Source organism: Cupriavidus sp. 05L411 (assembly GCF_056398045.1).
The window spans coordinates 89,239-112,114 of sequence record NZ_JBFTOQ010000007.1 but is presented as its reverse complement, the minus strand read 5'-3'; the positions used below and the strand labels follow the sequence as shown (position 1 = coordinate 112,114).

The 22,876-nt window shown below is 66.2% G+C and carries 24 protein-coding genes and 1 pseudogene; 5 read left to right on the top strand and 20 right to left on the bottom strand.

Annotated features, from left to right (window positions below):
- Window positions 1-128: 128 nt before the first annotated feature.
- A complete protein-coding gene (locus AC1DQR_RS10200) occupies window positions 129-821 on the top strand; it encodes a glutathione binding-like protein (RefSeq protein ID WP_416048026.1) in 693 nt (230 codons plus the stop codon).
- 33 nt (window positions 822-854) lie between these two features.
- On the opposite strand, the gene AC1DQR_RS10195 is transcribed toward AC1DQR_RS10200, so the two are convergent.
- Entirely contained in the window at window positions 855-1,616 is a 762-nt protein-coding gene (locus tag AC1DQR_RS10195) for a hypothetical protein (protein WP_477132947.1), read from the bottom strand.
- A 409-nt stretch (window positions 1,617-2,025) separates the two neighbouring features.
- Between AC1DQR_RS10195 and AC1DQR_RS10190 the strand changes: the two genes are divergently transcribed.
- Complete coding sequence (locus AC1DQR_RS10190; RefSeq protein WP_416048024.1) at window positions 2,026-2,415, top strand: helix-turn-helix domain-containing protein; 390 nt, start codon at window positions 2,026-2,028, stop codon at window positions 2,413-2,415.
- A gap of 11 nt (window positions 2,416-2,426) precedes the next feature.
- Here the strand turns inward: AC1DQR_RS10190 and AC1DQR_RS10185 are convergent, their stop codons facing one another.
- The 15 genes from AC1DQR_RS10185 to urtA all read right to left on the bottom strand — a co-directional run bounded on the left by AC1DQR_RS10185 (window position 2,427) and on the right by urtA (window position 15,832).
- A complete protein-coding gene (locus AC1DQR_RS10185) occupies window positions 2,427-3,446 on the bottom strand; it encodes a threonine/serine dehydratase (RefSeq protein ID WP_416048023.1) in 1,020 nt (339 codons plus the stop codon).
- Between the two features lie 101 nt (window positions 3,447-3,547).
- On the bottom strand, window positions 3,548-3,712 hold the full coding sequence (locus AC1DQR_RS10180) for a hypothetical protein (RefSeq protein ID WP_477132946.1): 165 nt from the start codon (window positions 3,710-3,712) through the stop codon (window positions 3,548-3,550).
- A gap of 49 nt (window positions 3,713-3,761) precedes the next feature.
- Window positions 3,762-4,391 (bottom strand): urease accessory protein UreG, encoded by a 630-nt coding sequence (gene ureG / locus AC1DQR_RS10175; RefSeq protein ID WP_416050454.1) that lies wholly within the window; start codon window positions 4,389-4,391, stop codon window positions 3,762-3,764.
- Between the two features lie 49 nt (window positions 4,392-4,440).
- A complete protein-coding gene (locus AC1DQR_RS10170; protein ID WP_416048022.1) occupies window positions 4,441-5,133 on the bottom strand; it encodes an urease accessory protein UreF in 693 nt (230 codons plus the stop codon).
- A gap of 22 nt (window positions 5,134-5,155) precedes the next feature.
- Window positions 5,156-5,791 (bottom strand): urease accessory protein UreE, encoded by a 636-nt coding sequence (ureE, locus tag AC1DQR_RS10165; RefSeq protein ID WP_416048021.1) that lies wholly within the window; start codon window positions 5,789-5,791, stop codon window positions 5,156-5,158.
- A 9-nt stretch (window positions 5,792-5,800) separates the two neighbouring features.
- Window positions 5,801-7,519, bottom strand: coding sequence for an urease subunit alpha (ureC, locus tag AC1DQR_RS10160; protein WP_150983776.1), 1,719 nt, complete (start codon window positions 7,517-7,519; stop codon window positions 5,801-5,803).
- Window positions 7,519-7,824, bottom strand: a complete 306-nt coding sequence (locus AC1DQR_RS10155; protein ID WP_150983775.1) for an urease subunit beta — start codon at window positions 7,822-7,824, stop codon at window positions 7,519-7,521. The genes ureC and AC1DQR_RS10155 overlap by 1 nt, the downstream gene beginning before the upstream one ends.
- Before the next feature lie 28 nt (window positions 7,825-7,852).
- Window positions 7,853-8,476, bottom strand: a complete 624-nt coding sequence (locus AC1DQR_RS10150; RefSeq protein WP_416048020.1) for a HupE/UreJ family protein — start codon at window positions 8,474-8,476, stop codon at window positions 7,853-7,855.
- Window positions 8,477-8,508: 32 nt separating this feature from the next.
- On the bottom strand, window positions 8,509-8,811 hold the full coding sequence (locus AC1DQR_RS10145; RefSeq protein WP_043351444.1) for an urease subunit gamma: 303 nt from the start codon (window positions 8,809-8,811) through the stop codon (window positions 8,509-8,511).
- A 67-nt stretch (window positions 8,812-8,878) separates the two neighbouring features.
- Window positions 8,879-9,751, bottom strand: coding sequence for an urease accessory protein UreD (locus tag AC1DQR_RS10140; protein WP_416048019.1), 873 nt, complete (start codon window positions 9,749-9,751; stop codon window positions 8,879-8,881).
- A gap of 218 nt (window positions 9,752-9,969) precedes the next feature.
- On the bottom strand, window positions 9,970-10,662 hold the full coding sequence (gene urtE / locus AC1DQR_RS10135; protein ID WP_006156811.1) for an urea ABC transporter ATP-binding subunit UrtE: 693 nt from the start codon (window positions 10,660-10,662) through the stop codon (window positions 9,970-9,972).
- 33 nt (window positions 10,663-10,695) lie between these two features.
- Window positions 10,696-11,544, bottom strand: a complete 849-nt coding sequence (urtD, locus tag AC1DQR_RS10130; RefSeq protein WP_416048018.1) for an urea ABC transporter ATP-binding protein UrtD — start codon at window positions 11,542-11,544, stop codon at window positions 10,696-10,698.
- Window positions 11,541-12,746 (bottom strand): urea ABC transporter permease subunit UrtC, encoded by a 1,206-nt coding sequence (urtC, locus tag AC1DQR_RS10125; RefSeq protein ID WP_416050453.1) that lies wholly within the window; start codon window positions 12,744-12,746, stop codon window positions 11,541-11,543. The genes urtD and urtC overlap by 4 nt, the downstream gene beginning before the upstream one ends.
- Complete coding sequence (gene urtB / locus AC1DQR_RS10120) at window positions 12,746-14,383, bottom strand: urea ABC transporter permease subunit UrtB (RefSeq protein ID WP_416048017.1); 1,638 nt, start codon at window positions 14,381-14,383, stop codon at window positions 12,746-12,748. Before urtB ends, urtC begins: the two co-directional genes overlap by 1 nt.
- Window positions 14,384-14,566: 183 nt before the next feature.
- Window positions 14,567-15,832, bottom strand: a complete 1,266-nt coding sequence (gene urtA, locus AC1DQR_RS10115) for an urea ABC transporter substrate-binding protein (protein ID WP_150983768.1) — start codon at window positions 15,830-15,832, stop codon at window positions 14,567-14,569.
- Window positions 15,833-16,369: 537 nt separating this feature from the next.
- On the opposite strand from urtA, the gene AC1DQR_RS10110 reads away from it, so the two are divergent.
- The 3 genes from AC1DQR_RS10110 to AC1DQR_RS10100 are packed head-to-tail and all read left to right on the top strand — an operon-like array spanning window position 16,370 to window position 19,330.
- Window positions 16,370-17,137, top strand: a complete 768-nt coding sequence (locus tag AC1DQR_RS10110) for an SDR family oxidoreductase (protein ID WP_477132945.1) — start codon at window positions 16,370-16,372, stop codon at window positions 17,135-17,137.
- Window positions 17,138-17,182: 45 nt separating this feature from the next.
- Window positions 17,183-18,025, top strand: a complete 843-nt coding sequence (locus AC1DQR_RS10105; RefSeq protein WP_416048015.1) for an alpha/beta fold hydrolase — start codon at window positions 17,183-17,185, stop codon at window positions 18,023-18,025.
- A 3-nt stretch (window positions 18,026-18,028) separates the two neighbouring features.
- Window positions 18,029-19,330 (top strand): MFS transporter, encoded by a 1,302-nt coding sequence (locus AC1DQR_RS10100; protein ID WP_416048014.1) that lies wholly within the window; start codon window positions 18,029-18,031, stop codon window positions 19,328-19,330.
- Between the two features lie 65 nt (window positions 19,331-19,395).
- Here AC1DQR_RS10100 and AC1DQR_RS10095 read toward each other — a convergent pair.
- From AC1DQR_RS10095 to AC1DQR_RS10080, 4 genes and pseudogenes are all read right to left on the bottom strand, one after another.
- Window positions 19,396-19,830: pseudogene (locus tag AC1DQR_RS10095) on the bottom strand (MaoC family dehydratase); the annotation flags it as partial.
- A gap of 104 nt (window positions 19,831-19,934) precedes the next feature.
- Entirely contained in the window at window positions 19,935-20,384 is a 450-nt protein-coding gene (locus AC1DQR_RS10090; RefSeq protein WP_043344764.1) for a MaoC family dehydratase, read from the bottom strand.
- Window positions 20,385-20,509: 125 nt separating this feature from the next.
- Window positions 20,510-21,628, bottom strand: a complete 1,119-nt coding sequence (locus AC1DQR_RS10085; RefSeq protein ID WP_477132944.1) for an acyl-CoA dehydrogenase family protein — start codon at window positions 21,626-21,628, stop codon at window positions 20,510-20,512.
- A gap of 13 nt (window positions 21,629-21,641) precedes the next feature.
- A complete protein-coding gene (locus tag AC1DQR_RS10080; RefSeq protein ID WP_174422901.1) occupies window positions 21,642-22,844 on the bottom strand; it encodes an acyl-CoA dehydrogenase family protein in 1,203 nt (400 codons plus the stop codon).
- Window positions 22,845-22,876 lie beyond the last annotated feature (32 nt).

Here is a 22,876-nt window from a genome sequence, read left to right as displayed (position 1 = left end):
GGCAACATGGAAAACGCGCAGCCAGTCTGCGCGTTTTTTTCTTCTGTGCTTAAATCGCGCGGTTCGCCACGCGAGTGGTTGATGTGGCGATTCACCGTTTGCACGATCGCAGCCAGGAGCCCTTCCCGATGATCGACGTCTACAGCTGGCCCACGCCCAACGGCCACAAAATCCACATCATGCTCGAGGAGTGCGGCCTCGCGTACAAGGTCCACCCCATCAATATTGGCGCCGGCGACCAGTTCGGCGAGGACTTCCTCAAGATCAGCCCGAACAACAAGATCCCGGCCATCGTCGACCCCGACGGCCCGGACGGCAAACCCATCTCGCTGTTCGAGTCCGGCGCCATCCTGCTTTACCTCGCCGGCAAGACCGGCAAGTTCCTGCCCGAGGACGTGCGCGGCAAGTACGACGCGCTGCAATGGCTGATGTTCCAGATGGGCGGCGTCGGCCCGATGCTTGGCCAGGCGCACCATTTCCGTATGTATGCGCCACAGCAGATCGAGTACGCCATCAACCGCTACACCAACGAGGCCAAACGCTTGTACGGCGTCATCGACAAGCAATTGTCGGAACATGCCTGGCTGGCCGGCAGCGAATACTCCGTGGCGGATATCGCAACGTTCCCGTGGCTGCGCAGCTGGCAGAACCAGGGGGTGGAGCTGGACGACTATCCGCACCTGAAGCGCTGGTTCCTTGATATCGCCGAGCGGCCCGCCGTGCAGCGCGGTGTCGCGGTGCTGGCGCAGGAACGCAAGCCGCTGAGCGGCGACAAGGAACGGGAAATCCTGTTCGGCGCCACCCAGTACCAGCGCCGCTGAGCAGCCCGCCGGTGCGGCCATGGCGCCAGGCGGTCAATGCAGGGAAACCACCTGCATCTCGCCCGCGCCGGCCACGCGCGCCGGTGCCTGCAGGCAGCACAGCAGGCTCGCCACGGGATGCAGCGCCTCGACCCGGTATGCCTCATCGGGATCCGGCGCGAAGACCATGCCGGGCTGCAGGTACGCCACCTGCCGCTCGACATGCGGCCATGGCGAATGCCACTGCAGGCATAGCGTGCCCGCATGGCAGGCCGCCCAGTTCAGCCCGCCCGCGCGCAAGCGCAGCGCCCATTCAGGCTCACCCTCGGCCAGAGAGACAAAGGCCGCATTGGCGCGCGGCACGCCATCCGCACCGTGCTGTGCGCCATCGGCCTGCCAGAGATCCGCCTGGCCCACGGCAAAGGCATCGTAGCTGCTGGTCACGCCCGCTCCCACCAGCCCGACGGCATTCGGGTCCAGGATCGCACGCATCAATACCGTGTCCTGCAGCACCGCCAGATGCACGCGCTCGGCCTGGCGCAGCGCATACACGCCACCCACCGACACCAGCACCGGCTCGCCGCCTACCGGGGTCAGCTTGATCGTGCCGTGCAGGCAAGCCCACCACTCGGCGCGCGTGGTGACAATGCCGGACTGCATTGCGCCTTGCCGCAAAAAGATGTAGTCCCCACTGCTGCCCAGGCCGGCGGCTTCCGGCACCACCCTCACCTGCAGGCCCACGCGCAACTGCGACGCGGTTCCGCCTGGCAGGATTTCGCCGCGCATCTGCGCGTCGAACAACGAAAAAATACGCATGGCACCTACTCTCCACGTAATGGAAAAATACAGCGCCGCGCTTCCCCGGGGATTGGAGTGCCCCTATGCCGAGGTCGTGATTCCTTTTTTTGGCCTGGTGCTCGCCGCCTTGACCAGATGCCGAGGCGGGCCGCCTCATTCCTTGTAGCGGCTGCAAAACCCATTCGTAACACTTGGACAAGGTTTTACCCTTCGCCGGCGGGCATCATCCGCAGGTTGTCGGCAACGTGTTGGCGCCGCGTTTCATCTGGCACGCAACGACGTGCGGCGACATGTGGCTATTTGCGACTACCTGCGACTACCTGCGGCGAGTGCCAGACCAGTGACCTATAGTGCGTACTACTATAAGGCGTCGCTACAAAGAGGTCAAACCCTTAGCCTCGATCCGTTCTCAATCACCTACAGAGCCATGGTCGCCGATCCTCTCAAGCTCTTCGGGCTGCACCTTGCCGAGCTGCGCAAACAGCGTGGCTGGTCACAGGAAAAGCTCGCGCTCGAAAGCGGCATGGCGCGCTCCTACCTCAGCGGCATCGAGCGCGGCGTGCGCAATGTCTCCTTGATCAATATCTGCGCGCTGGCCGGCACGCTGGGCGTGGACTCCAGCGAGATGCTCAACTTCAGCGAGGCCGACAGCGGCGGCCGCGGCGGCGCGCTCGTGCTGGAACAACGCTGCGCCGAGTTCAACATCACGCCGGCACAGCGTGTCACGGTGCGCCATATGGCCTTGATGACCGATGCAGAGCAGGACGTGATCGCATCGGTGGCGCGCACGATCGCCGTCAGGGCCGTGCAGGCCTGACGGCAGCGGATTCAGCTGGCGCTGGCGGGTTCGTCCACTGCCAGCAGTTCGGCAAAGCGCGCTGCGTCGAGATTGGACCCGCACACGATCAGCGCGACCTTCTTGCCCGCCAGCGTCTGGCGCAGCGGCCCCAGCAGCGCGGCAGTGGACACCGCGGTAGCCGGCTCCGTGGCCAGCTTCATGTCGCGATAGAGGATGCGCATGGCCGCGCGTATCGCCTCGTCGGAGACGCGTACCATGCCGTCGACAAACTGGCGGCACACGCCGTAGCTGTAGTCCAGCGCGTAAGGCGCGCCCAGGCTGTCGGCCACCGTCGTGACACGCTCCAGCGTTTGCGGCCGCCCGGCCTCGAAGCTGCGGTTCATGGCATCGGCGCCTTCCGGCTCGACCCCATAGACCCGGCAAGCCGGATTGATCTGCTTGACCGCCGCGGCAATGCCGCCGCACAGGCCGCCACCGCCCACCGGCACCACCACCGCATCCAGCCCAGCCACCTGGCGCATCAGCTCAAGCCCGACCGTTGCGGTGCCCTGCGCGATCAGCGGGCCGTCGTAGGGGTGCACCATGGTGCGGCCTTCGTCGGCCACCAGCTGCAGCGCGTGGTCAAAGGCGGCATGCACGTCCGGCAGCAACAGCACCTCGGCACCCGCCTCGCGGCAGGCCGCCACGCGCGCGGGGCTGGCGGTGGCCGGCATGGCCAGCTTGGCGCCGACGCCGGCCACCTTGGCCGCATAGGCCACCGCCATGGCATGGTTGCCAGCGCTGGCCGCCACCACGCCACGCGCCCGCGCAGATGCATCCATGTGCTCGATGCTGTTGAGCGCGCCACGTACCTTGAAGGTGCCGGTGATCTGGAACAGTTCCAGCTTGAGCCAGACCTCCGTGCCGGCATCGAGTTGCAGGGCCGCCCCGGTCTGCCAGCGCCACACGGGTGTCTCCAGCACCTTGCCTTGCAGGCGCCGCGCGGTGCTCTGGATTTCGGTCAGCAAGGGATAGCGAGCGTGCGCGCGCAGGTCGGAAAGATCGGACATCGGGTGTTCTCCATCGAATCGGTTGGTCGCGTGCAGGCCCCTATGGCCGTGCACGGCAAGGGAGGGACCACGGGCCACCGAGCACCAGCCAAAGCCGCAGCTCAGCGACCCCGGATAATTCGAATAATGGAGAACGAGAAGGAAATCGACGACGCGCCGGACGTGGAGGCAAGCCCCGCCGGCAGCTCGGCGCCCACGCATGCGGCGGCAGCACCGGTATCGGTGCCGCGGCGAAGCGAAGAAGGGGCGAGCGAATGGAACGTCATGGATCGGCAAGTATGCCACAAGCTGCGGCGTTGTGGCGGCAGCCCGGCGTTACCCCCCCAGCATGCCCTGGCGCTCGATGAATGCGATCACCTCATCCAGCCCCTGCCCCGACTTCACGCTGCCCATCACGAACGGGCGCGCGCCACGCATCTTGCGCGCATCGCTTTCCATCACTTCCAGGTTGGCGCCAACATAAGGGGCCAGGTCGGTCTTGTTGATCACCAGCAGATCCGACTTGGTGATGCCCGGTCCACCCTTGCGCGGGATCTTCTCGCCGCCGGCCACGTCGATCACATAGATGGTCAGGTCCGACAGCTCCGGGCTGAAGGTGGCCGCCAGGTTATCGCCGCCGGACTCGATGAAAACGATGTCGGCATCGGGAAACTTGCCCAGCATGCGATCGACCGCTTCCAGGTTGATCGAGGCATCCTCGCGGATCGCTGTGTGCGGGCAGCCGCCGGTTTCCACGCCCATGATGCGCTCCGCCGGCAAGGCACCGGAGATGGTCAGCAGGCGCTGGTCTTCCTTGGTGTAGATATCGTTGGTGATGGCGACCAGGTCATAGCGCGCGCGCATGGCCTTGCACAGCATCTCCAGCAAGGTGGTCTTGCCGGAACCGACGGGGCCGCCCACGCCGACGCGCAACGGAGGATTCTTCTTGGTACGAGCCTGGGTCATGGTGGACATCTTGTCTTGGGGAATCGTTTGAATGCTGCCGTGGTTCGCTTCAGGAACGGAACAGCCGCGAGTACTGCGTCTCATGGCGCGCGGACAGCAGCCCCAGCATCGGGGAAAAAGTAGACAGCAGCGGCGGCTCGGCAGCGGCGCGCCGCACGGCCTCGTCGACGGTCTCAAGCACCGCGGGATGCAGCCTGCGCAGGATGTGCTGCCCGGCCACCTGCCCCAGCGGCACCGCCTTGAGCGCCGCCGACACCTGATTCTCCGCCCAGCTGAAGCAATAAGCCGCCAGGCCGTCGCGCTCACTCACGTCCAGCGCCACGCAAGCCGCGGCAAACGCAGTAGGCAGGCACACCGGCGACAACGCCGCCAGCTGCGCGCGCAGCGCGGCATCGCCCCACGCCATCTGCGCCACCAGCCGCGCCAGCGACCAACCCATCTGCTCGGTCTCCAGCCGCAACTCGGCGCTTTCGCGCGTGGCATGGAACCAGTCGTTCCATTCGGCCAGGCGCGTTGCATCCAGCGTGCGCCAATGGCGATACAGCAGCAGCCACACGGGCGCTTCGCACTGCGCCTGCACGTCCAGCAGGTTGCTGCGCACCCACTGCTCCGCGCTGCCGGCATCGCGCACCATGCCGCACTCGATGGCAGCCTCCAGCCCTTGCGAATAGCTGAAGCCGCCGATCGGCAGCGCCGGCGAGGCGAGGTGCAGCAGGGAAATGAGTTGGGAGAGCTGGGTCATGGGACGGCTTTAGCGCAACGCCTCAGTGCTTGTGCCCGCAGCTCTTGTCATGCACATGTGGCGCATGGTCATGGCCATGTTCATCGCCGTGATCATGACTGTGCGCATGGCCATGATCGTGATCGTGATCATGATCGTGCCCATGATGCTCATGGAACACTGCCTGCGCCGCGGCGTAGTCCTCGGCAAACGTCGCATCGTGCCCATGCTTGTGCCCGCCGCCGTAGGCGCCGGCTTCCGGCTCGAACGGCAGTTCCGCGCGTTCGGCCTGCACGCCGAGGCGGGCCAGCATGTCCGCGAGCACCGGGTCGAATTCCAGGCGCAGGTAGTCGCGGCCCACTTCCACCGGCGTGTGGCGATTGCCAAGGTGGTAGGCCGCGCGCATCAGTGCCTGCGGATCGCTGGCGCCGACTTGCAGCACGGATTCCGGCGCGGCCTGCACTTCGACAAAGACGCCGCCTTCGGTGACCAGCAGGTCGCCGCCGCGCAGCACGGTGCCGCGCGCAAGGAACAGCGCCACGTCTTCGCCGTTGTCGAGAGTGGCGCGCAGGCGGCTTTTGCTGCGTTCGGAAAAAGGCAGCACCAGCTTGGGCGCGCGGCGCACCAGCACAGCGGCGATGCCGTGCGGGGCGGCAAGGTGTTTGTCGATCTTTTGCAAAGCAGCCCTTCAGAAGAGGAAATAGCGCTGCGCCATCGGCAGTACGGTAGCCGGCTCGCAGATCAGCAACTGGCCGTCGGCCACCACCTGGTAGGTCTCGGGATCCACCGTGACGTTCGGCTGCCAGTCATTGTGCACCATGTCGCGCTTGCCCACGGTGCGCGTGCCTTGTACCGCGGAAAGCACCTTGTTCAGGCCGTAACGCCCGCCCACATCGGCGGCCAGCGCCGCTTGTGAAACGAAGGTCAGCGATGACTTGTGCAGGGCGCGTCCGGCGGCGCCGAACATCGGGCGGTAGTGCACGGGCTGCGGCGTGGGGATCGATGCGTTGGGGTCGCCCATCGCTGCCGCGGCGATCATCCCGCCCTTCAAGATCAGGCTCGGCTTGACGCCGAAGAAGGCCGGCTTCCACAGCACCAGGTCGGCCCACTTGCCGACTTCGACCGAGCCCACCTCGTGCGCGATGCCGTGCGTGAGCGCCGGGTTGATCGTGTACTTGGCGATGTAGCGCTTGACGCGGAAATTGTCATGCCCGCCGCGCGCGTCGTTGGGGTCGCCGGGCAGCTTGCCGCGCTGCGCGGCCATCTTGTGCGCGGTCTGCCAGGTGCGGATGATCACCTCGCCAACCCGGCCCATGGCCTGCGAATCGCTGGAGATCATCGAGAACGCGCCAAGGTCATGCAGGATGTCCTCGGCGGCAATGGTCTCGCGCCGGATGCGGCTCTCGGCGAAGGCGATGTCCTCGGCGATCGACGGGTCCAGGTGGTGGCAGACCATCAGCATGTCGAGGTGTTCGTCGAGTGTATTGACGGTGTACGGCCGCGTCGGGTTGGTCGACGACGGCAGCACGTTGGGCTCGCCGCACACCTTGATGATGTCGGGCGCATGGCCGCCGCCCGCGCCTTCGGTGTGATACGTATGGATGGTGCGGCCCTTGAACGCGGCCACGGTGGCCTCGACAAAGCCGGCCTCGTTAAGCGTATCGGTGTGGATCGCCACCTGCGTGTCGGTGGCATCCGCCACGCTCAGGCAATTGTCGATGGCCGCGGGCGTGGTGCCCCAGTCCTCGTGCAGCTTGAGCCCGATGGCGCCGGCCTCGACCTGCTCCATCAGCGGCCCCGGCAGGCTGGCGTTGCCCTTGCCGAGCAGGCCGATATTCATCGGGTAGGCTTCCACCGCCTGCAGCATGCGCTCCATGAACCAGGGGCCGGGCGTGACGGTGGTGGCAAAGGTGCCGGTGGCCGGCCCGGTGCCGCCGCCGATCATGGTGGTGACGCCGCTCATCAGCGCCTCTTCGATCTGCTGTGGGCAGATGAAATGGATGTGGCTGTCGATGCCGCCAGCGGTGACGATCATGCCCTCGCCCGCGATCACCTCGGTGCCCGGCCCGACGACGATGGTCACGCCCGGCTGGATGTCCGGGTTGCCGGCCTTGCCGATGGAGGCAATGCGCCCGTCCTTGAGGCCGATATCGGCCTTGACGATGCCCCAGTGATCGACGATCAGCGCATTGGTGATGACCGTGTCGACGCAGTCCTTGGCCATGCGCTGGCTCTGCCCCATGCCGTCGCGGATCACCTTGCCGCCGCCGAACTTCACTTCCTCGCCATAGACGGTGAAGTCCTTCTCCACCTCGATGATGAGTCCGGTGTCGGCCAGCCGCAGGCGGTCGCCGGTGGTGGGGCCGAACATCTCGGCATAAGCCTGCCTGGAGATTTTCACGCTCATCACAGCGCTCCCATGATCTTGCCGTTGAAGCCGTAGACGATGCGCGCGCCAGCAAGCGCCACCAGTTCCACCGTGCGGCTCTGGCCCGGCTCGAAGCGCACGGCGGTGCCGGCGGCGATATTCAGGCGGAAGCCGCGCGTGGCCTCGCGGTCAAAATCCAGCGCGGGGTTGGTCTCGTAGAAATGGAAATGCGAGCCGACCTGGACCGGGCGGTCGCCGGTGTTGGCCACCGCCACGCTGACCGTGGCACGGCCGGCGTTCAGTTCGATCTCGCCCTGCGCGGGCATCAGTTCACCGGGAATCATGATGGGTTCCTTGTCGAGATCAGCGCGCTCAGGCAACCATCAGGCCGACGCCATACAGCGCCACGCCCGCACCGGCCAGCCGCGCCAGCCAGCCTGCGTGGCGGCGCAGCGCGCCGCCCAGGCCGATGCCGGCCGCGTGCAGCCCCATCGTGGCCACGCTGAAGCCGCCCACATAGGCCGCTACCGCGGGCAAGGCGCCGGCCGTGGCCGGCAACTCGGATCCGTGCGCATAGCCGTGGAAGACGGCGAAGCCGCCCACGATGGCCATCCCCGCCCATGCTGGCAGTTTGGCGCGCAGCGTCACCAGCAAGCCGATCACCAGCAGCGACGCGGCAATCATCGGCTCCACCAGCGGCAGGCTCATGCCGGCGAGGCCAAGCACCGCGCCGGCGGGCATCAACGCCACGAAGGCAAAGGGCATGCGCAAGGCTTCGCGCGGCGAGCGCGCACCCAGCGCGCTCCACACACCCACGCCCACCATGGCGAGCAAGTGATCCATGCCAGTGAAAGGATGCAGCAAGCCGGCAAACAGGCTGGCGCCAACCGTGGTGGCGTCATGGCCCGGATGCGCGACGGCGGCGGCGCTGGCGAGCGCCAGCGAAGCGCCCACGGTGGCGAGCCTCACGGCGCGCGAGCGGTTGGAGTGGTTCATGTCTTGACCTCGTGTCTTGTTCAAACTCTTGTTCAAACGATGGGATGGTGCACGGTGACCAGCTTGGTGCCGTCGGGGAAAGTCGCTTCCACCTGAATATCCGGGATCATCTCGGCCACGCCATCCATCACGTCCTCGCGCGAGAGCACGGTCGTGCCCTCATGCATCAGCTCCGCCACGGAGCGGCCGTCGCGCGCGCCTTCCATGATGGCGGCGGTGATCAAGGCCACCGCCTCGGGATAGTTGAGCTTGAGCCCGCGCGCGCGGCGGCGCTCGGCCAGCAGCGCTGCGGTGAAGATCAACAGCTTGTCCTTCTCTCGCGGAGTGAGTTCCATCTTGGTATTCCCGTTGTTTTTTTGTGTTGTCCGTGCGGTACGCGATGCACAATGCCTGCGTCGGCGCCTACGTCGCCCACAGTCTCAGGGGCCTGGCCGGCACACCGTGGATCGGTTCGCGCAGCACGCTCCACGCCGTGACCATCAAGTGCCTGACCGCTTCCATCTGCGCGCCCAGCACGCGCAGCAGCAGCATCGACTGGCCGTCCTGCTCTAGCCGCGTCACGCCAGCGCGCAGGTCCGGCCGATACGGCAGCTGCTCGGCCAGCGTCTCGGCGAGTTCCTGCGTGGCACCGTCACCTACCGCCCACAGCGTGCCCATGACATTGAGCCCGTCCAGCCCGGCCACCGCCTGGCGCAGCGCAGACGCCGCGTCCAGCTGCGCGCTCTCGATCCACAACGCGCGCTTGCCGCCGCCCTGCACCCGGGTCTCCATGCCCAGCGTGCCGCGGCTCCAGGTCTCGCCGCTGGCCTGCCGGCCCAGCACGATCGCATCCCAGCCGATCGCGCTGGCACCGGGCGCCACCGTCACGGTGGTAGCAAGGCGCGCGTGCGCGTCGTCAAAAACGATGTTCTCCTGTGGCAGCCAGTCCACCCGCGCGCCGGCTTCCAGCGTCAGCGTGACGCGTTGCGCGGCCTCCCGGCCGAGCGACTTGTACCACTTGGTGGCGCCGGGCGTCGCCAGCACCGCATGGGCGCCGGCGCCCACTGTCACGGCGATGTCCAGGCTGTCGCCGCCGGCCACGCCCGCAGGCGGATGCAGGATCACCACGTGGCAGATCGAGCCCTCGGGATAGAGTGGCTTTTGCACCAGCAACGGCCCCTGGTGCCGGCGCTCTACCAGCGCGCTGCGCTCGGCACGCGCGGCAAAGCGCAGGCGCAGGCTAGCCTCCCATGCTGGCGGCACGGCGAGGGTCGAAGGAAAGTCTGGATGACGCATGAATGTTGAAATGGCGGAGGCGGCCGGCAATGCATCGTGCGCTGGATGCGGGCATCATAGCGCGCAGCCGGGGGCACTGGAAGTGGGATTCGTGGCGGCATTCGGGACGGCATTCGGGACGGCACTCAATCGGCTGCCGGCGCAGCGTCCGTCCTCTCCCGCACAGCGGGAGAGGGGGAACACACCAGCACTACGATCATGCGGCACCGCGTGTCGCATCACACCGCGATGAGCTCCCGCACACCCTCCTCTTCCATCTTCGCGCCCTCGCCCCTTGCCACCACTTCGCCGCGGCTCATCACCACGTAGTGATCCGCCAGGTGCCGGGCGAATTCGTAGTATTGCTCCACCAGCAGCACCGTCATGCCGAACTCATCCACCAGCAGGCGCAGCGCGCGCCCGATGTCCTGGATGATCGAGGGCTGGATGCCTTCGGTCGGCTCGTCCAGGATCAGCAGTTCCGGCTCGCTCATCAGCGCGCGGCCGATCGCCAGCTGTTGCTGCTGCCCCCCGGAGAGATCGCCGCCGCGGCGCTGGCGCATGCTGCGCAACACCGGGAACAACTGGTAGATGCGGTCCGGCACGCCCGACGGGCTCTTCAGGCTGGCCGCGCCGATCAGCAGGTTCTCTTCGACCGTCAGGCGCGGGAAGATCTCGCGGCCCTGCGGCACGTAGGCCAGCCCCGATGCCACGCGCTCGTACGGCGGCTTTTTCTCCAGCGCCTGCCCCGCCCAGCTGATGCTGCCGCTCTTGGTCGGCACTACACCCATCAGGCATTTGAGCAAGGTGCTCTTGCCCACGCCGTTGCGGCCGAGCAAGGTCGTCAGCTTGCCTTGCGGCACCTCGAAGGTGACGTTGCGCAGGATATGGCTGCCGCCGTAGAACTGGTTGAGTGCATTGACCTGCAACATAGTCTCGTTCCTTTTTTCGATCTGGTCCTGCGCCTAGCGGCCAAGATAGGATTCGATCACGCGCTCTTCGCGCTTGACGGCGTCGAGCGTGCCTTCGGCCAGCACGCTGCCCTCGGCCAGCACCGTCACCTTGCCCGCATCGCCGGCCAGTGCGGCGACGAACTCCATGTCGTGCTCCACCACCATCATCGAGCAGGTGCCGCGCAGGCTGTTGAGCAGCTTGGCCAGCTGCATGGTTTCTTCATCGGTCATGCCGGCCACTGGCTCGTCCAGCAACAGCAACTGCGGCTGCTGCATCAGCAGCATCCCGATTTCCAGCCGCTGCTTCTGCCCGTGCGACAGCAAGCCGGCCGGGCGATAAGCTTCGTCCTCCAGCCCCGTCAGCGCCAGCGTTTCCTCGATGCGGCGATGCCCCTCGGCGCCCAGGCGCGCGCGCAATGAAGTGAACCAGCGCTTGTCGCCCTTCGTCGCCAGTTCCAGGTTCTCCCACACTTCGTGCTGCTCGAACACGGTAGGCTTCTGGAACTTGCGGCCAATACCGGTCTGCGCGATCTTGGGCTCGGTCATGCGCATCAGGTCGATGCTCTGGCCGAGGAACACGCGACCGCTCACGTTGGCGTTGCGCGGCCCGGTCTTGCCGGTGATCACGTCCATCATGGTGGTCTTGCCAGCGCCATTGGGCCCGATCACGCAGCGCAGCTCGCCGTGGTCGATCGACAGCGTGAGCTTGTTCAGCGCGCGGAAACCGTCGAACTGCACGGTCACGTCTTCCAGGTAAAGAATGGGGCCATGCGAGACGTCGATGACGCCCGGCTCCATGACGCGGCCAAGGCCCGTGGTGCCTCCGCTTTCCGCCTGTTGTGCTCCCAGTGCTGCGTTCATGCTTCCCCTCCGCTGCGGGTGGCGGCAGCCGGCGCATTCGCCGCGTTGCCCGGCGCGGCCTGCGGGCTGGCGCGCATGGCACGCGCGCGCTTGAGCAGGCCGATCACGCCATCCGGCATGTACAGCGTCACCAGCACGAACATCGCGCCCAGCAGGAACAGCCAGTACTCCGCGAAGTAGGCCGTGAACATGGTCTTGGCGCCGTTGACGATAAAGGCGCCGATGATCGGGCCGATCAGCGTGCCGCGTCCGCCCACGGCCACCCAGACCGCCATCTCGATGGAATTGGCCGGTGACATCTCGCCCGGGTTGATGATGCCCACCTGCGGCACGTAGAGCGCGCCGGCGATGCCGCACAGCACGGCCGAAAAGGTCCACACGAACAGCTTGTAGCCAAGCGGGTTGTAGCCCGAGAACATCACGCGCATCTCGGCATCGCGGATCGCGGTCACGACCCGGCCGAGCTTGGACGTCACGATGTAGCGGCAGGCGATGAAGCCAGCCAGCAGGGCGAGGAACGTCAGCACGAACAGCGCCGTGCGGGTCTGCGGCGCAGCCACGGCAAAGCCGGCGATGCGCTTGAAATCCGTGAAGCCGTTGTTGCCGCCAAAACCCGTCTCGTTACGGAAGAACAGCAGCATGGCGGCGTACGTCATGGCCTGCGTGATGATGGACAGGTACACGCCCTTGATGCGCGAGCGGAAAGCGAAGAAGCCGAACAGCCACGCCAGCACACCCGGCACCAGCACCACCAGCAGCATCGCGTAACCAAGATGCTCGGTGCCGTGCCAGAACCACGGCATTTCCTTCCAGTCGAGGAACACCATGAAGTCTGGCAGATCGCTCTTGTAGACGCCTTCGCGGCCAATGCTGCGCATCAGGTACATGCCCATGGCATAGCCGCCGAGCGCGAAGAACAAGCCGTGGCCCAAGCTGAGAATGCCGCAGTAGCCCCACACCAGGTCCAGCGCGATCGCGGCCAGCGCGAAGCACATGATCTTGCCGATCAGCGTCAGCGCATAGGCCGACAGATGCATGGGATGGCCTTCGGGCACCAGCAGCGCGCACACCGGCACACCGATGCCCACCACCAATGCGATCACCAGCAACGCCGTCCAGCTGCGCCCGGAGAACAGCGGCTGGCGCTCCGGCACGGCCAGCCGGAAACCCGCCGTGGATGGATTCGGGAGTGAAGTCTTCATCATGCCTCCGCGCTGCGCCCTTTGAGCGCGAACAGTCCCTGCGGGCGCTTCTGGATGAAGAGCACGATCAGCACCAGGACAAAGATCTTGGCCAGCACCGCGCCATAGAACGGCTCGATGAACTTGTTGATCAGGCCCAGCCCGAAAGCACCGATGATGGTGCCCGCGAGCTGCCCCACGCCGCCTAGCACCACCACCATGAAGGAGTCGATGATGTAGGCTTGGCCGAGGTCGGGGCCGACATTGCCGATCTGCGACAGCGCGCAGCCGCCCAGCCCGGCAATGCCCGCGCCAAAGGCAAAGGCGTAGCTGTCCACCTTCCAGGTGCGCACGCCCACGCAAGCCGCCATGGTGCGGTTCTGCGTGGTGGCACGCACGAACAGGCCAAGGCGGGTGCGGTTGAGCACCGCCCAGGCCACCGCCACCACCGCCAGCGCAAACACGATGATGACCATGCGGTTGTACGGCAGCACCATGCCGGGCAGCCATTCGATGCCGCCGCTCATCCAGGATGGATTGGCCACTTCCACGTTCTGCGCGCCAAACAGCGTGCGCACCGCCTGCATCAGCAGCAAGCTCACGCCGAAGGTGGCCAGCAGCGTTTCCAGCGGGCGGCCGTAGAGATGGCGCAGCACCAGCCGCTCCAGCACAAAGCCGACCACGGCGGAGGCGAGGAACGATGCGGGCAGCGCGAACAGCAGGTACCAGTCGAACGCGCTGGCGAAGTGCGCGCGGAACACGCCCTGCACCATGTACGTGGCGTACGCGCCGATCATCAGGAATTCGCCGTGCGCCATGTTGATGACGCCGATCAGGCCGTAAGTGATGGCCAGCCCCAGCGCGGCGAGCAGCAGCACGCTGCCCAGGCTCAGGCCGGCAAAGAGATTGCCGATCAGCTCGGCGCGGCGCTGGTCGCCGCGCAGGGCGTCGAGCGCCTGCTGCGCGGCGCCGCGCAGTTCGGCGTCGGGCTCGCGAAAATTGCCGGCTGCGTCCTTTTCCAGCAGCGGCTGCAGCTTCTGGCGGCTCTGCGGATTGCTGTCGCGGCCGAGGATGCGGATGGCTTCGAGGCGATCGTCACGGTTGCCATCGGCCAGCACGATATTGGCCCAGATCACATCGAGCTTGGTGCGCAGGCCGGCATCGGCCTCGGCCTTGCGCGCGGCCTCCACCACCGGGAGCGATGCGCTGCCCGGCTGGTCCAGCAGCGTATTGACGGCCTGCGTGCGCACCGCCGCATCGGGCGATTGCAGCAGCGTGCTGCTGGCGGCACTGTCCACCATGGCGCGCAGGCTGTTGTTCAGGGTGAGCGCTTCGAGCGCATCGGGCTTGACCGTGACCGGCGTGCCGCTGATTGCGTCCACCAGCTTGTCGCCGTCCTGGCGCACCATGCCGACGCCGGGCGCATACTGCAGCGTATCGTCCTGCAGGGCCTTGAGGATGGGGCCGGCCTGCGCCACCGGCGCCTTGGTCAGTGCGGTGATCGCGGCGGTCTTGGCGTCGAAGTCGTCTTCGGCCAGCGGCTTCAGGTCGGCCTGCGTGAGCGGCGCGGCCCACAGCGGGCACGCGGCCAGCAGGAGCAGCGCGGCCAGCATGGCGCGCAACCGTGAAGCGAGAGAGAGCGATAAGGGTCGGTGCATAAGGTTTGCGAGTCGCGCGCGGCGAAGCACGCGCGTCACCTTGATCGGCGTGACGATTTGCCGCCACCGCACCGAAGCGGCGGACAGCATGCGAAGAGGCAAAGACACTGCCTGGCGCCCTCCCCTCTCTCACCAGCCACGAGGCAAGCGGGAGAGCAGGAGAGCGCCAAGCGGGAGCCCTGCTTACATCACCTTGTCCGGCTTGCCTTCGTTACCCGCGATGAACGGGCTCCACGGCTGCGCACGCACGGCCTTGGGCGTCTTCCACACCACCGTGAACTGGCCATCGCCCTTGATCTCGCCGATCATCACCGGCTTGTACAGGTGATGGTTCTCGCCCATGGTCAGGGTGAAGCCGTCCGGCGCTTTGAAGGTCTGGCCATACATCGCGGCACGCACCTTGTCGGGATCGGTCGTGCCGGCCTTCTTGACGGCTTGCGCCCACATATGGATGCCCACGTAGGTGGCCTCCATCGGGTCGTTGGTCACGCGCTTGTCGCCGCCCGGCAAGTTGTTCGCCTTGACCCACGCCGCCCATTGCTTCTTGAAGGCTTCGTTCTCCGGGTTCTTGACCGACATGAAGTAGTTCCATGCGGCCAGGTGGCCCACCAGCGGCTTGGTGTCAATGCCGCGCAGTTCTTCCTCGCCCACCGAGAACGCCACCACCGGCACGTCCTTGGCCTTCAGGCCGGCGTTGCCCAGTTCCTTGTAGAAGGGCACGTTGGAGTCGCCGTTGATGGTGGAGATCACGGCGGTCTTGCCGCCTTGCGAGAACTTCTTGATGTTGGCGACGATGGTCTGGTAGTCGCTGTGGCCAAACGGCGTGTAGACCTCTTCGATATCCTTGTCCGCCACGCCCTTGCTCTTCAGGAAGGCACGCAGGATCTTGTTGGTGGTGCGCGGGTAGACGTAGTCGGTGCCCAGCAGGAAGAAGCGCTTGGCGCCGCCGCCTTCCTTGCTCATCAGGTATTCCACCGCGGGAATGGCCTGCTGGTTGGGCGCCGCGCCAGTGTAGAAGACGTTCTTGGACATCTCCTCGCCTTCGTACTGCACCGGATAGAACAGCAGCGAGTTCAGCTCTTCATAAACGGGCAGCACCGACTTGCGCGACACCGAGGTCCAGCAGCCGAACGTGACGGCAACCTTATCCTTGGTGATCAGCTGGCGCGCCTTCTCGGCGAACAGCGGCCAGTTGGAAGCGGGATCGACCACGACCGGCTCAAGCTTGCGGCCAAGCACGCCGCCGCTCTTGTTGATCTCGTCGATGGTCATCAGCGCCACGTCCTTGAGCGAAGTCTCGGAAATGGCCATGGTGCCGGACAGCGAATGCAGGATACCGACCTTGATCGGCTCCTTGGACTGCGCCAATGCCAGCGGGCTCACGCCTGCCGTTGCAAACAAGGCCGCGGCGGCTACCGCCGACAGCTTCAGCATGTCACGTCTTTTCATTGCAGCTCCCAGATTGTCGTGTTGGATAAAGGAACAACGCACCCCGGGTACTTCTTTTGCAACTAGCATGCCATGGCATACAAGCTTGTATACAAGGCTGTGCACACGGCCTGGCGAGCCTCCAGGGGCCGCCAGGCCACCCATCGCACCACGATAGTGCGCAAGCGTCACGCACCAAGCCTGTGCGCCGCCGCCGGCTGATTCAGATTGGGGCACATGGCGGCACGCATGTTGCGCCGTGCCTTGCCCGAATCCGCAATCGGCTCTAAGGTGGCCTCTCGATTGCGCGCCACGGCGTTGCCGCATGCGCCGCGACTACCCAGAAAAAGCACGACGGAGACAGCCCATTGAAAGCGTCAACGACGCCCGGCGCGGACCAGATCGTCTCCCTCATTTTCATGCTCGAGTGCCAGGCGCGCTATGTCCTGCGCCATGCCGGCGAGCGGCCCTGGCATTGCCCGGCCGCCGGCACCTGCCACATCGACGACATCGACGACATCGATTGCATTGACACCCACCGTTCGAGGAAGACTTCACATGCAGCGGCTGCAAGACAAAGTGGTCATGGTCACCGGCGCCGCGTCCGGTCTGGGCGCGGCGTTTGCGCGCGCGGCGGCGCAAGCCGGTGCGCGCGTGGTGCTCGCCGACATCGACGATGCCGCCGGGCGCATCCTGGCGCAAGCGCTGCGGGCGCAAGACGTGCAAGCGCATTACCAAACGCTGGATGTCACCAGCGAGGCGGACTGGGAAGCCGCCATGGGCGCGGTGCGCGAACGGCACGGCAAACTGGACGTATTGGTGAACAACGCTGGCATCGCGCTGCGCGGCTCGGTGGCGGATTGCACGCTGGCCGACTGGCAGCGCACGCTCGACGTCAACCTGACCGGCGTCTTCCTGGGCTGCCGCGCCGCGCTGCCGCTGATGGGTGCGGGCGGCTCCATCGTCAATGTTTCCTCGGTCTACGGCCAGGTGGGCGGCGCGCAGGTTGCCGCCTACTGCGCGGCCAAGGGCGGCGTCACGCTGCTCACGCGCTCCGCCGCCCTGCACGGCGCCACGCTCAAGCCGCCGGTGCGGGTCAACTCCATCCACCCCGGCTTCGTCGACACGCCGATGGTCCAGGGCGCGCTGGACCAGCGCGATGCCGGTGGCGGCACCGCACGCGCGCGCATCGAAGCCTTCACGCCCCTTGGCCGCCTGGCTACGCCAGAGGAAATCGTCGGCGTGTTCCTGCTGCTGGCTAGCGACGAGGGTAGCTACATCACAGGCTCGCAGTTCACGGTCGATGGCGGCATCACCGCCCAGTAAGCCTGTCTCCACGCAGCCCGCCAAGAGAACCCAAGGGAGTTCGACATGCAACGCCTGGAAATCGCGTCGGAGCCTATCCGAACCAGCCTGATCGAGGCCGGCACCGGACGGCCGACTCTTCTTGTGCACGGCACCAGTTCCAGCGCGGAAACCAACTGGGCCGCCCTGCTGCCCGGGCTCGCGCAGCGCAGGCGCTGCCTGGCGCTGGACCTTGCAGGCTCTGGTGAAACCCGTGACGACGGCGCGCCGCTGACACTCGATGCGCTGGTCGGACAGGTGCGCGACTGCATGGCGCTGGCGGGAGACCTGCCCGTGGACCTGGTCGGTTACTCGCTAGGCGGCGTAGTGGCAGCCACCGCGGCCGCGCTGATGCCTGAGCGCGTGCGGCGCCTGGTCTTGTTTGGCGCCTGGGCGCGGACCGATAGCCGCATGCGCCTGCTGTTTACGCTGTGGCAGTCGCTGGCGCGGTCGGACCGCCATCAACTGGCGCGCATGGTCCTGCTCAATGGCGTATCGGAGCGTTTTATCGCGTGCATGGACGACGCCACCGTCGAAGGCATGCTGCGGCGCTTCGGCGCGAGCCTGGCGCCCGGCAGCGACCGCCAGGCCGGGCTCGACGCCATCATCGACATCACGCCGCTGTTGCCCCGCATCCGCGCCGCCACGCTCGTGATCGGCATGCGCCACGACCAGATGGTGCCGCCGGCGCATTGCCAAGCGCTCGCCGCGGCGATCAGCGGTGCCAGCTACGCGGAGATCGACAGCGGGCACCTGGTGATGCTGGAGCAGCCCGAGCGCCTGCTCGCACTGATCGAGCAGCACCTGGATTCTGCGACCACCAGCACAAGCGAGCACCAAGCCAACACGTTGAACCGATCCCAAGGCTGACCGATGAACACACTTGCGTCCTACCAGCCACGCAGCGCCTGGGCCATGGCCTCGATGCTGACCTGGCTTTCGCTGATCAACTTCCTCGACAAGATCGTGCTGGGCATGGTCGCCGTGCCGCTGATGGCGGACCTGAAGCTGCCGCCGGCCGAGTTCGGCCTGATCGCCAGCAGCTTCTTCTGGCTGTTCTCGCTATCCACCGTGCTGGTCGGCTTTCTGTCCAATCGCGTGGCCGCGCGCTGGCTGCTGCTGGCGATGGGCTTGTCGTGGGCCGTGCTGCAGGTCCCGCTGGCGCTGGCGGGATCGGCCATGACCATCCTGGTGTGCCGCATGCTGCTTGGCGCGGCCGAAGGGCCAGCCTTCCCGATCTCCGTGCACGCGCTGTTCAAATGGTTTCCGGACCACAAGCGCAACCTGCCGGTGGCGATGGTCAACCAGGGGGCCACCGTAGGCCTGCTGCTGGCGGGACTGCTGATCCCGCTGGTGACGATACGATGGGGCTGGCGTGCCAATTTCATGATCCTGGCCGGCATCGGCATGGCGTGGAGCGCAATGTGGCTCTGCGTGGGTCGCGAGGGCCCGATCACACAGGCAAGCGCACCACGCGCCGGCACCGCGGCCACGCCCGTGCGCCTGCCCTATCTGCGCATCTTCCGCGACCCGACCGTGCTGGCCTGCCTGGCCATTGGCTTCTGCGCATACTGGGCGCTGGCGCTGGGGCTGACCTGGCTGCCCGCCTACCTGGAAAAGGGCCTGGGCTTCGACCCGGTCACCACCGGGCGCTGGTATGCGGCCATCGTGGCCTCGGCCATGCCCGTCACGCTGATCCTTAGCTGGTTGTCGCAGCGCATGCTGCGTGCGGGCGCATCGTCGCGGCTTGCGCGTGGCGTGCTCATCTCGGTGGCCGCGCTGGCAGGCGGCGGCGTGTACCTGGCGATCGCATCGATCACGCTGGCGCCGGTGCCCAAGACCTTGCTGATTGCCGTGGCGGCATGCCTGCCGCCCGTGGCATTCGCCCTGACGCCGGCCATGCTCGCGCAGATCGTGCCGGAGGGCCAGCGCGGCAGCGTGTTGTCGATCCACACGGCGCTGATCACGCTGGCCGGCATCCTGGCGCCGGCGGTGGTGGGGCAACTGGTGCAGCGCCATGGCATGAACGGCGGCTTTGAAACGGGCTTCACAATCAACGCCCTGCTGCTGCTGGCAAGTGGCGTGATTGGCTTATGCTGGATCAATCCCGAGCGCTCCGCAAAGGCGCTGGCGGCCTCGCCACAAGACATGGCGGCCGCGCGTTCGCCGGCCTGAGCTGCGCCCTGGGATGGCCGCCACCTGGCCGCGACGGCCGTGGCGGCCGTCGCGGCCTGTCAGGCTTACGAGTAACGGCGGCTGATGGATTCCGCCACGCACACCGGGCGCTCGCTGCCCTCGCGCTCTACCGTGACTTCCCAGTTGGACTGGGCGCCGACCAGCGCGGGCGCGTTCGGCAGGGGCTCCAGGCGCTCCACCGAGAGCAGCTTCACGCGCGCGCGCAGGCGGCTGCCGACCGGCACCGGCGCGGTAAAGCGCACGCGGTTCAGGCCATAGTTGACGCCCATCTTCACGCCCGGCATATCGAGCGCGTTGTGCATGAACGCCGGCAGCAGCGACAACGTCAGGAAGCCATGCGCCACCGGGCCGCCGAACGGCGATTCGCGGCGGGCGCGCTCCACGTCGACGTGAATCCATTGGTGATCACCAGTAGCTTCGTGTTGTACGTGTTGTACGTGTTGTACGTGTTGTACGTGTTGTACGTGTTGTACGTGTTGTACGTGTTGTACGTGTTGTACGTGTTGTACGTGTTGTACGTGTTGTACGTGTTGTACGTGTTGTCTTTAGTGGCCGGGATGGCCGGGATGATGCTTGTGAAACGTCAGGCGGGCCGCCGTCCGTACATGCCCATGCCCTTGACGGTGCAGACCAGCTCGCCGCGCTGGTTGGTGGCTTCCCACTGGGTGTGCACCACGCCGCGGTCCGGCTTGGACGAGGAAGCGCGCGCATCCAGCACCACCAGCGACACGCTCAGCGTATCGCCCGCATAGACCGGCTTGAGCCAGCGGATTTCATCCACGCCGGGCGAGCCCATGCTGGCGGCCTTGGAGGTCATGTTGTCCACCAGCAGGCGCATCATGATCGAGCAGGTCATCCAGCCGCTGGAGATCAGGTTCTTGTAGATGCTTTTCTGCGCGGCTTCCTTGTCGATGTGGAAGGGCTGGGGATCATACTGGCGGGCGAAGGTCAGGATCTCCTCCTCCGTCACCAGGTGGGATCCGAGGTCGCGCTTGCTGCCGACGGCGAAATCTTCGAAATACAGGGTGGACATGAACCGCTCCGTCAACGATGAATGCGAGATGCGAGGCGCGAGAATCGCGGCAGAAAATACGAGATCAATTCATAACAAAAAACCGCGCCTGGGACAACCGGCGCGGTTTTTTGATTCAACCTGGATCAGACCGTTTCCAGGAAGCCCGGCTGTGTCGCGAAGCGCGACAGGTGATGATCGACATCCCCGAAGGTGGTGTTGATCAGCGTCAGGCGCTTGAACATGTGCGCCGCCGGCAGTTCGTCGGTGACGCCCATGCCGCCGTGGATCTGCACGGCCTCCTGGCCGACCGAGCGAGCCGCCTGGCCCACGCGTGCCTTGGCCGCCGAGGCAAAGCGACGGCGTTCTTCCGGACTGGCCTCATCGAACTTGGCGGCGGCCAGCAACGTGATGGAACGCGATTGCTCGGCGTGGATGAACATCTCCACCATGCGGTGCTGCAGCGCCTGGAAGCGCGCGATCGGCACGCCGAACTGCTGGCGGGTCTTGGCGTATTCCAGCGTGGCGGCGTTGAGCGTGTCCATCACGCCAACGGCCTCTGCGCACAGCAGCACGGCGGCGTAGTCGGCCACCTGCTCGATCAGCGCAAACGCCGCGCCTTCGGTGCCCAGCAGTTCGCCCTGTGCGTCCTTGAAGGTGATATCAGCGGCGCGCAGGTTGTCGATGGTGCGGTAGTCGGTAATGCTGACGCCGGCCGCCTTCGGGTCCACCAGGAACAGCGAGATTCCATTGGTGTCGGCATCGGCGCCGCTGGTGCGGGCCGAGACGACCAGCTTGCCGGCTTGCGCGCCGTGAATGGTCACGACCTTGCGGCCATTGAGCTTGCCGCCCTTGGCGGTCACGCGCACGTCGTTGAGCGCATAGCGGGCATGCGGCTCGTTGAAGGCGGTGGCCAGCTTCAGCTCGCCGCCGGCAACCTGCTCCAGCAGCGCGTCCTGGCCGCCGGCCAGCTTGAGCGCGTAGGCGGCAACCACGGTGGCGAGGTACGGCTCGACCACCAGGCCGCGGCCCAGCTCCTGCATCACCACCATCATGTCGATGGGCGTGCCCGAGAAACCGCCCTGCGCTTCCGGCACCGGCAGCGCGGTCAGGCCGAGCTCGACCAGCGCGCCCCAGGCGGCATCGCTATGGCCAGCTTCGGCCTTGATGCCCTTCTTGCGGGTCTCGAAATCGTAGTCTTTGTCGATGAAGCGGTGGACGGCGTCAGCCAGTTGCTTCTGTTCGTCGCTGAGATTGAAGTTCATATCGCGTGTCTCCTCACAGCCCCAGGATCATCTGGCTGATGATGTTCTTCTGAATTTCGTTGGACCCGCCGTAGATGGAGGTCTTGCGATAGTTGAAGTAGTAAGCGGCCAGCGGCGCGGCGTCGTCGTAGCCGGTCACTGCATGTTCGTGTTCGCATTCCAGGTAGGCGGTGTCGAACGGCTGGGCGTAGGGGCCGACGGCCTCCACCATCAGCTCGGTCAGCATCTGCTGGATCTCGGTGCCCTTGATCTTGAGCATCGATGCCTCGGGGCCGGGGCCCTTGCCAGCGCTCTCGCTCGACACCACGCGCAACACGGTCAGCTCCAGCGCCATCAGCTCGATCTCCAGCGCGGCAACCTTGGCGCCGAACAGCGGGTCTTCCAGCAGCGGACGGCCGTTCTTCTGCTGTTGCTTGGCCACGCGCTTGAGGAAGCCCAGCTCGCGCTTGGAGTTGCCCACGCGGGCGATGCCGGTGCGCTCATGGCCGAGCAGGTACTTGGCGTAGGTCCAGCCGCGGTTTTCTTCGCCGACGCGGTTTTCCACCGGCACCTGGACGTTGTCGAAGAACACTTCGTTCACTTCATGCTCTTCGTCGAGCATGATGATCGGGCGCACGGTGATGCCCGGGGTCTTCATGTCGATCAGCAGGAAGGAGATGCCCTCTTGCTTCTTGGCTTCGAAATCGGTGCGGACCAGGCAGAAGATCATGTCGGCGTGCTGGCCGAGCGTGGTCCAGGTCTTCTGGCCGTTGACGATGTAGTGCTTGCCGTCCGAGGTCAGCTCGGCGCGGGTCTTCAGCGACGCCAGGTCGGAACCCGAGCCCGGCTCGGAGTAACCCTGGCACCACCAGTCGGTGCAATCCAGGATGCGCGGGAGGTAGTACGACTTCTGCTCCTCGCTGCCGTACTTCATGATCACGGGCGCGACCATGGCCACGCCAAAGGGCAGCACGCCGGGCGCGCCGACGCGGGCATTTTCCTCGTCCCAGATATGGCGCTGCGTGGCGTTCCAGCCCGTGCCGCCATACTGCACCGGCCAGTGCGGCGCGGACCAGCCACGGCCCGCCAGCAGCTTGTGCCAGCGCACCAGGTCGTCGCGGTTGGGGCGGCGGTGGTTCAGAATCTTGCTGCTGATTTCCGCCGGCAGGTTGGCCTCCAGCCAGCCGCGCACTTCGGCGCGGAAGGCATCGTCGGACGCCGAATAGTTGAGATCCATGCCCGTCTCCAGTGATGCCGGTGTGAGACCGG

Coding starts and splice junctions, on each gene's coding strand:
- urtB (WP_416048017.1), bottom strand. CDS start 14,383: ATGCACCGACCCTTATCGCTCTCTCTCGCTTCACGGTTGCGCGCCATG.
- AC1DQR_RS10200 (WP_416048026.1), top strand. CDS start 129: ATGATCGACGTCTACAGCTGGCCCACGCCCAACGGCCACAAAATCCAC.
- AC1DQR_RS10110 (WP_477132945.1), top strand. CDS start 16,370: ATGCAGCGGCTGCAAGACAAAGTGGTCATGGTCACCGGCGCCGCGTCC.
- AC1DQR_RS10190 (WP_416048024.1), top strand. CDS start 2,026: ATGGTCGCCGATCCTCTCAAGCTCTTCGGGCTGCACCTTGCCGAGCTG.
- ureC (WP_150983776.1), bottom strand. CDS start 7,519: ATGAGCGTGAAAATCTCCAGGCAGGCTTATGCCGAGATGTTCGGCCCC.
- AC1DQR_RS10100 (WP_416048014.1), top strand. CDS start 18,029: ATGAACACACTTGCGTCCTACCAGCCACGCAGCGCCTGGGCCATGGCC.
- AC1DQR_RS10155 (WP_150983775.1), bottom strand. CDS start 7,824: ATGATTCCCGGTGAACTGATGCCCGCGCAGGGCGAGATCGAACTGAAC.
- AC1DQR_RS10080 (WP_174422901.1), bottom strand. CDS start 22,844: ATGGATCTCAACTATTCGGCGTCCGACGATGCCTTCCGCGCCGAAGTG.
- urtE (WP_006156811.1), bottom strand. CDS start 10,662: ATGTTGCAGGTCAATGCACTCAACCAGTTCTACGGCGGCAGCCATATC.
- AC1DQR_RS10195 (WP_477132947.1), bottom strand. CDS start 1,616: ATGCGTATTTTTTCGTTGTTCGACGCGCAGATGCGCGGCGAAATCCTG.
- AC1DQR_RS10140 (WP_416048019.1), bottom strand. CDS start 9,751: ATGCGTCATCCAGACTTTCCTTCGACCCTCGCCGTGCCGCCAGCATGG.
- AC1DQR_RS10105 (WP_416048015.1), top strand. CDS start 17,183: ATGCAACGCCTGGAAATCGCGTCGGAGCCTATCCGAACCAGCCTGATC.
- AC1DQR_RS10150 (WP_416048020.1), bottom strand. CDS start 8,476: ATGAACCACTCCAACCGCTCGCGCGCCGTGAGGCTCGCCACCGTGGGC.
- AC1DQR_RS10185 (WP_416048023.1), bottom strand. CDS start 3,446: ATGTCCGATCTTTCCGACCTGCGCGCGCACGCTCGCTATCCCTTGCTG.
- urtC (WP_416050453.1), bottom strand. CDS start 12,746: ATGAAGACTTCACTCCCGAATCCATCCACGGCGGGTTTCCGGCTGGCC.
- ureG (WP_416050454.1), bottom strand. CDS start 4,391: ATGACCCAGGCTCGTACCAAGAAGAATCCTCCGTTGCGCGTCGGCGTG.
- AC1DQR_RS10090 (WP_043344764.1), bottom strand. CDS start 20,384: ATGTCCACCCTGTATTTCGAAGATTTCGCCGTCGGCAGCAAGCGCGAC.
- AC1DQR_RS10145 (WP_043351444.1), bottom strand. CDS start 8,811: ATGGAACTCACTCCGCGAGAGAAGGACAAGCTGTTGATCTTCACCGCA.
- urtD (WP_416048018.1), bottom strand. CDS start 11,544: ATGAACGCAGCACTGGGAGCACAACAGGCGGAAAGCGGAGGCACCACG.
- AC1DQR_RS10170 (WP_416048022.1), bottom strand. CDS start 5,133: ATGACCCAGCTCTCCCAACTCATTTCCCTGCTGCACCTCGCCTCGCCG.
- AC1DQR_RS10085 (WP_477132944.1), bottom strand. CDS start 21,628: ATGAACTTCAATCTCAGCGACGAACAGAAGCAACTGGCTGACGCCGTC.
- urtA (WP_150983768.1), bottom strand. CDS start 15,832: ATGAAAAGACGTGACATGCTGAAGCTGTCGGCGGTAGCCGCCGCGGCC.
- AC1DQR_RS10180 (WP_477132946.1), bottom strand. CDS start 3,712: ATGACGTTCCATTCGCTCGCCCCTTCTTCGCTTCGCCGCGGCACCGAT.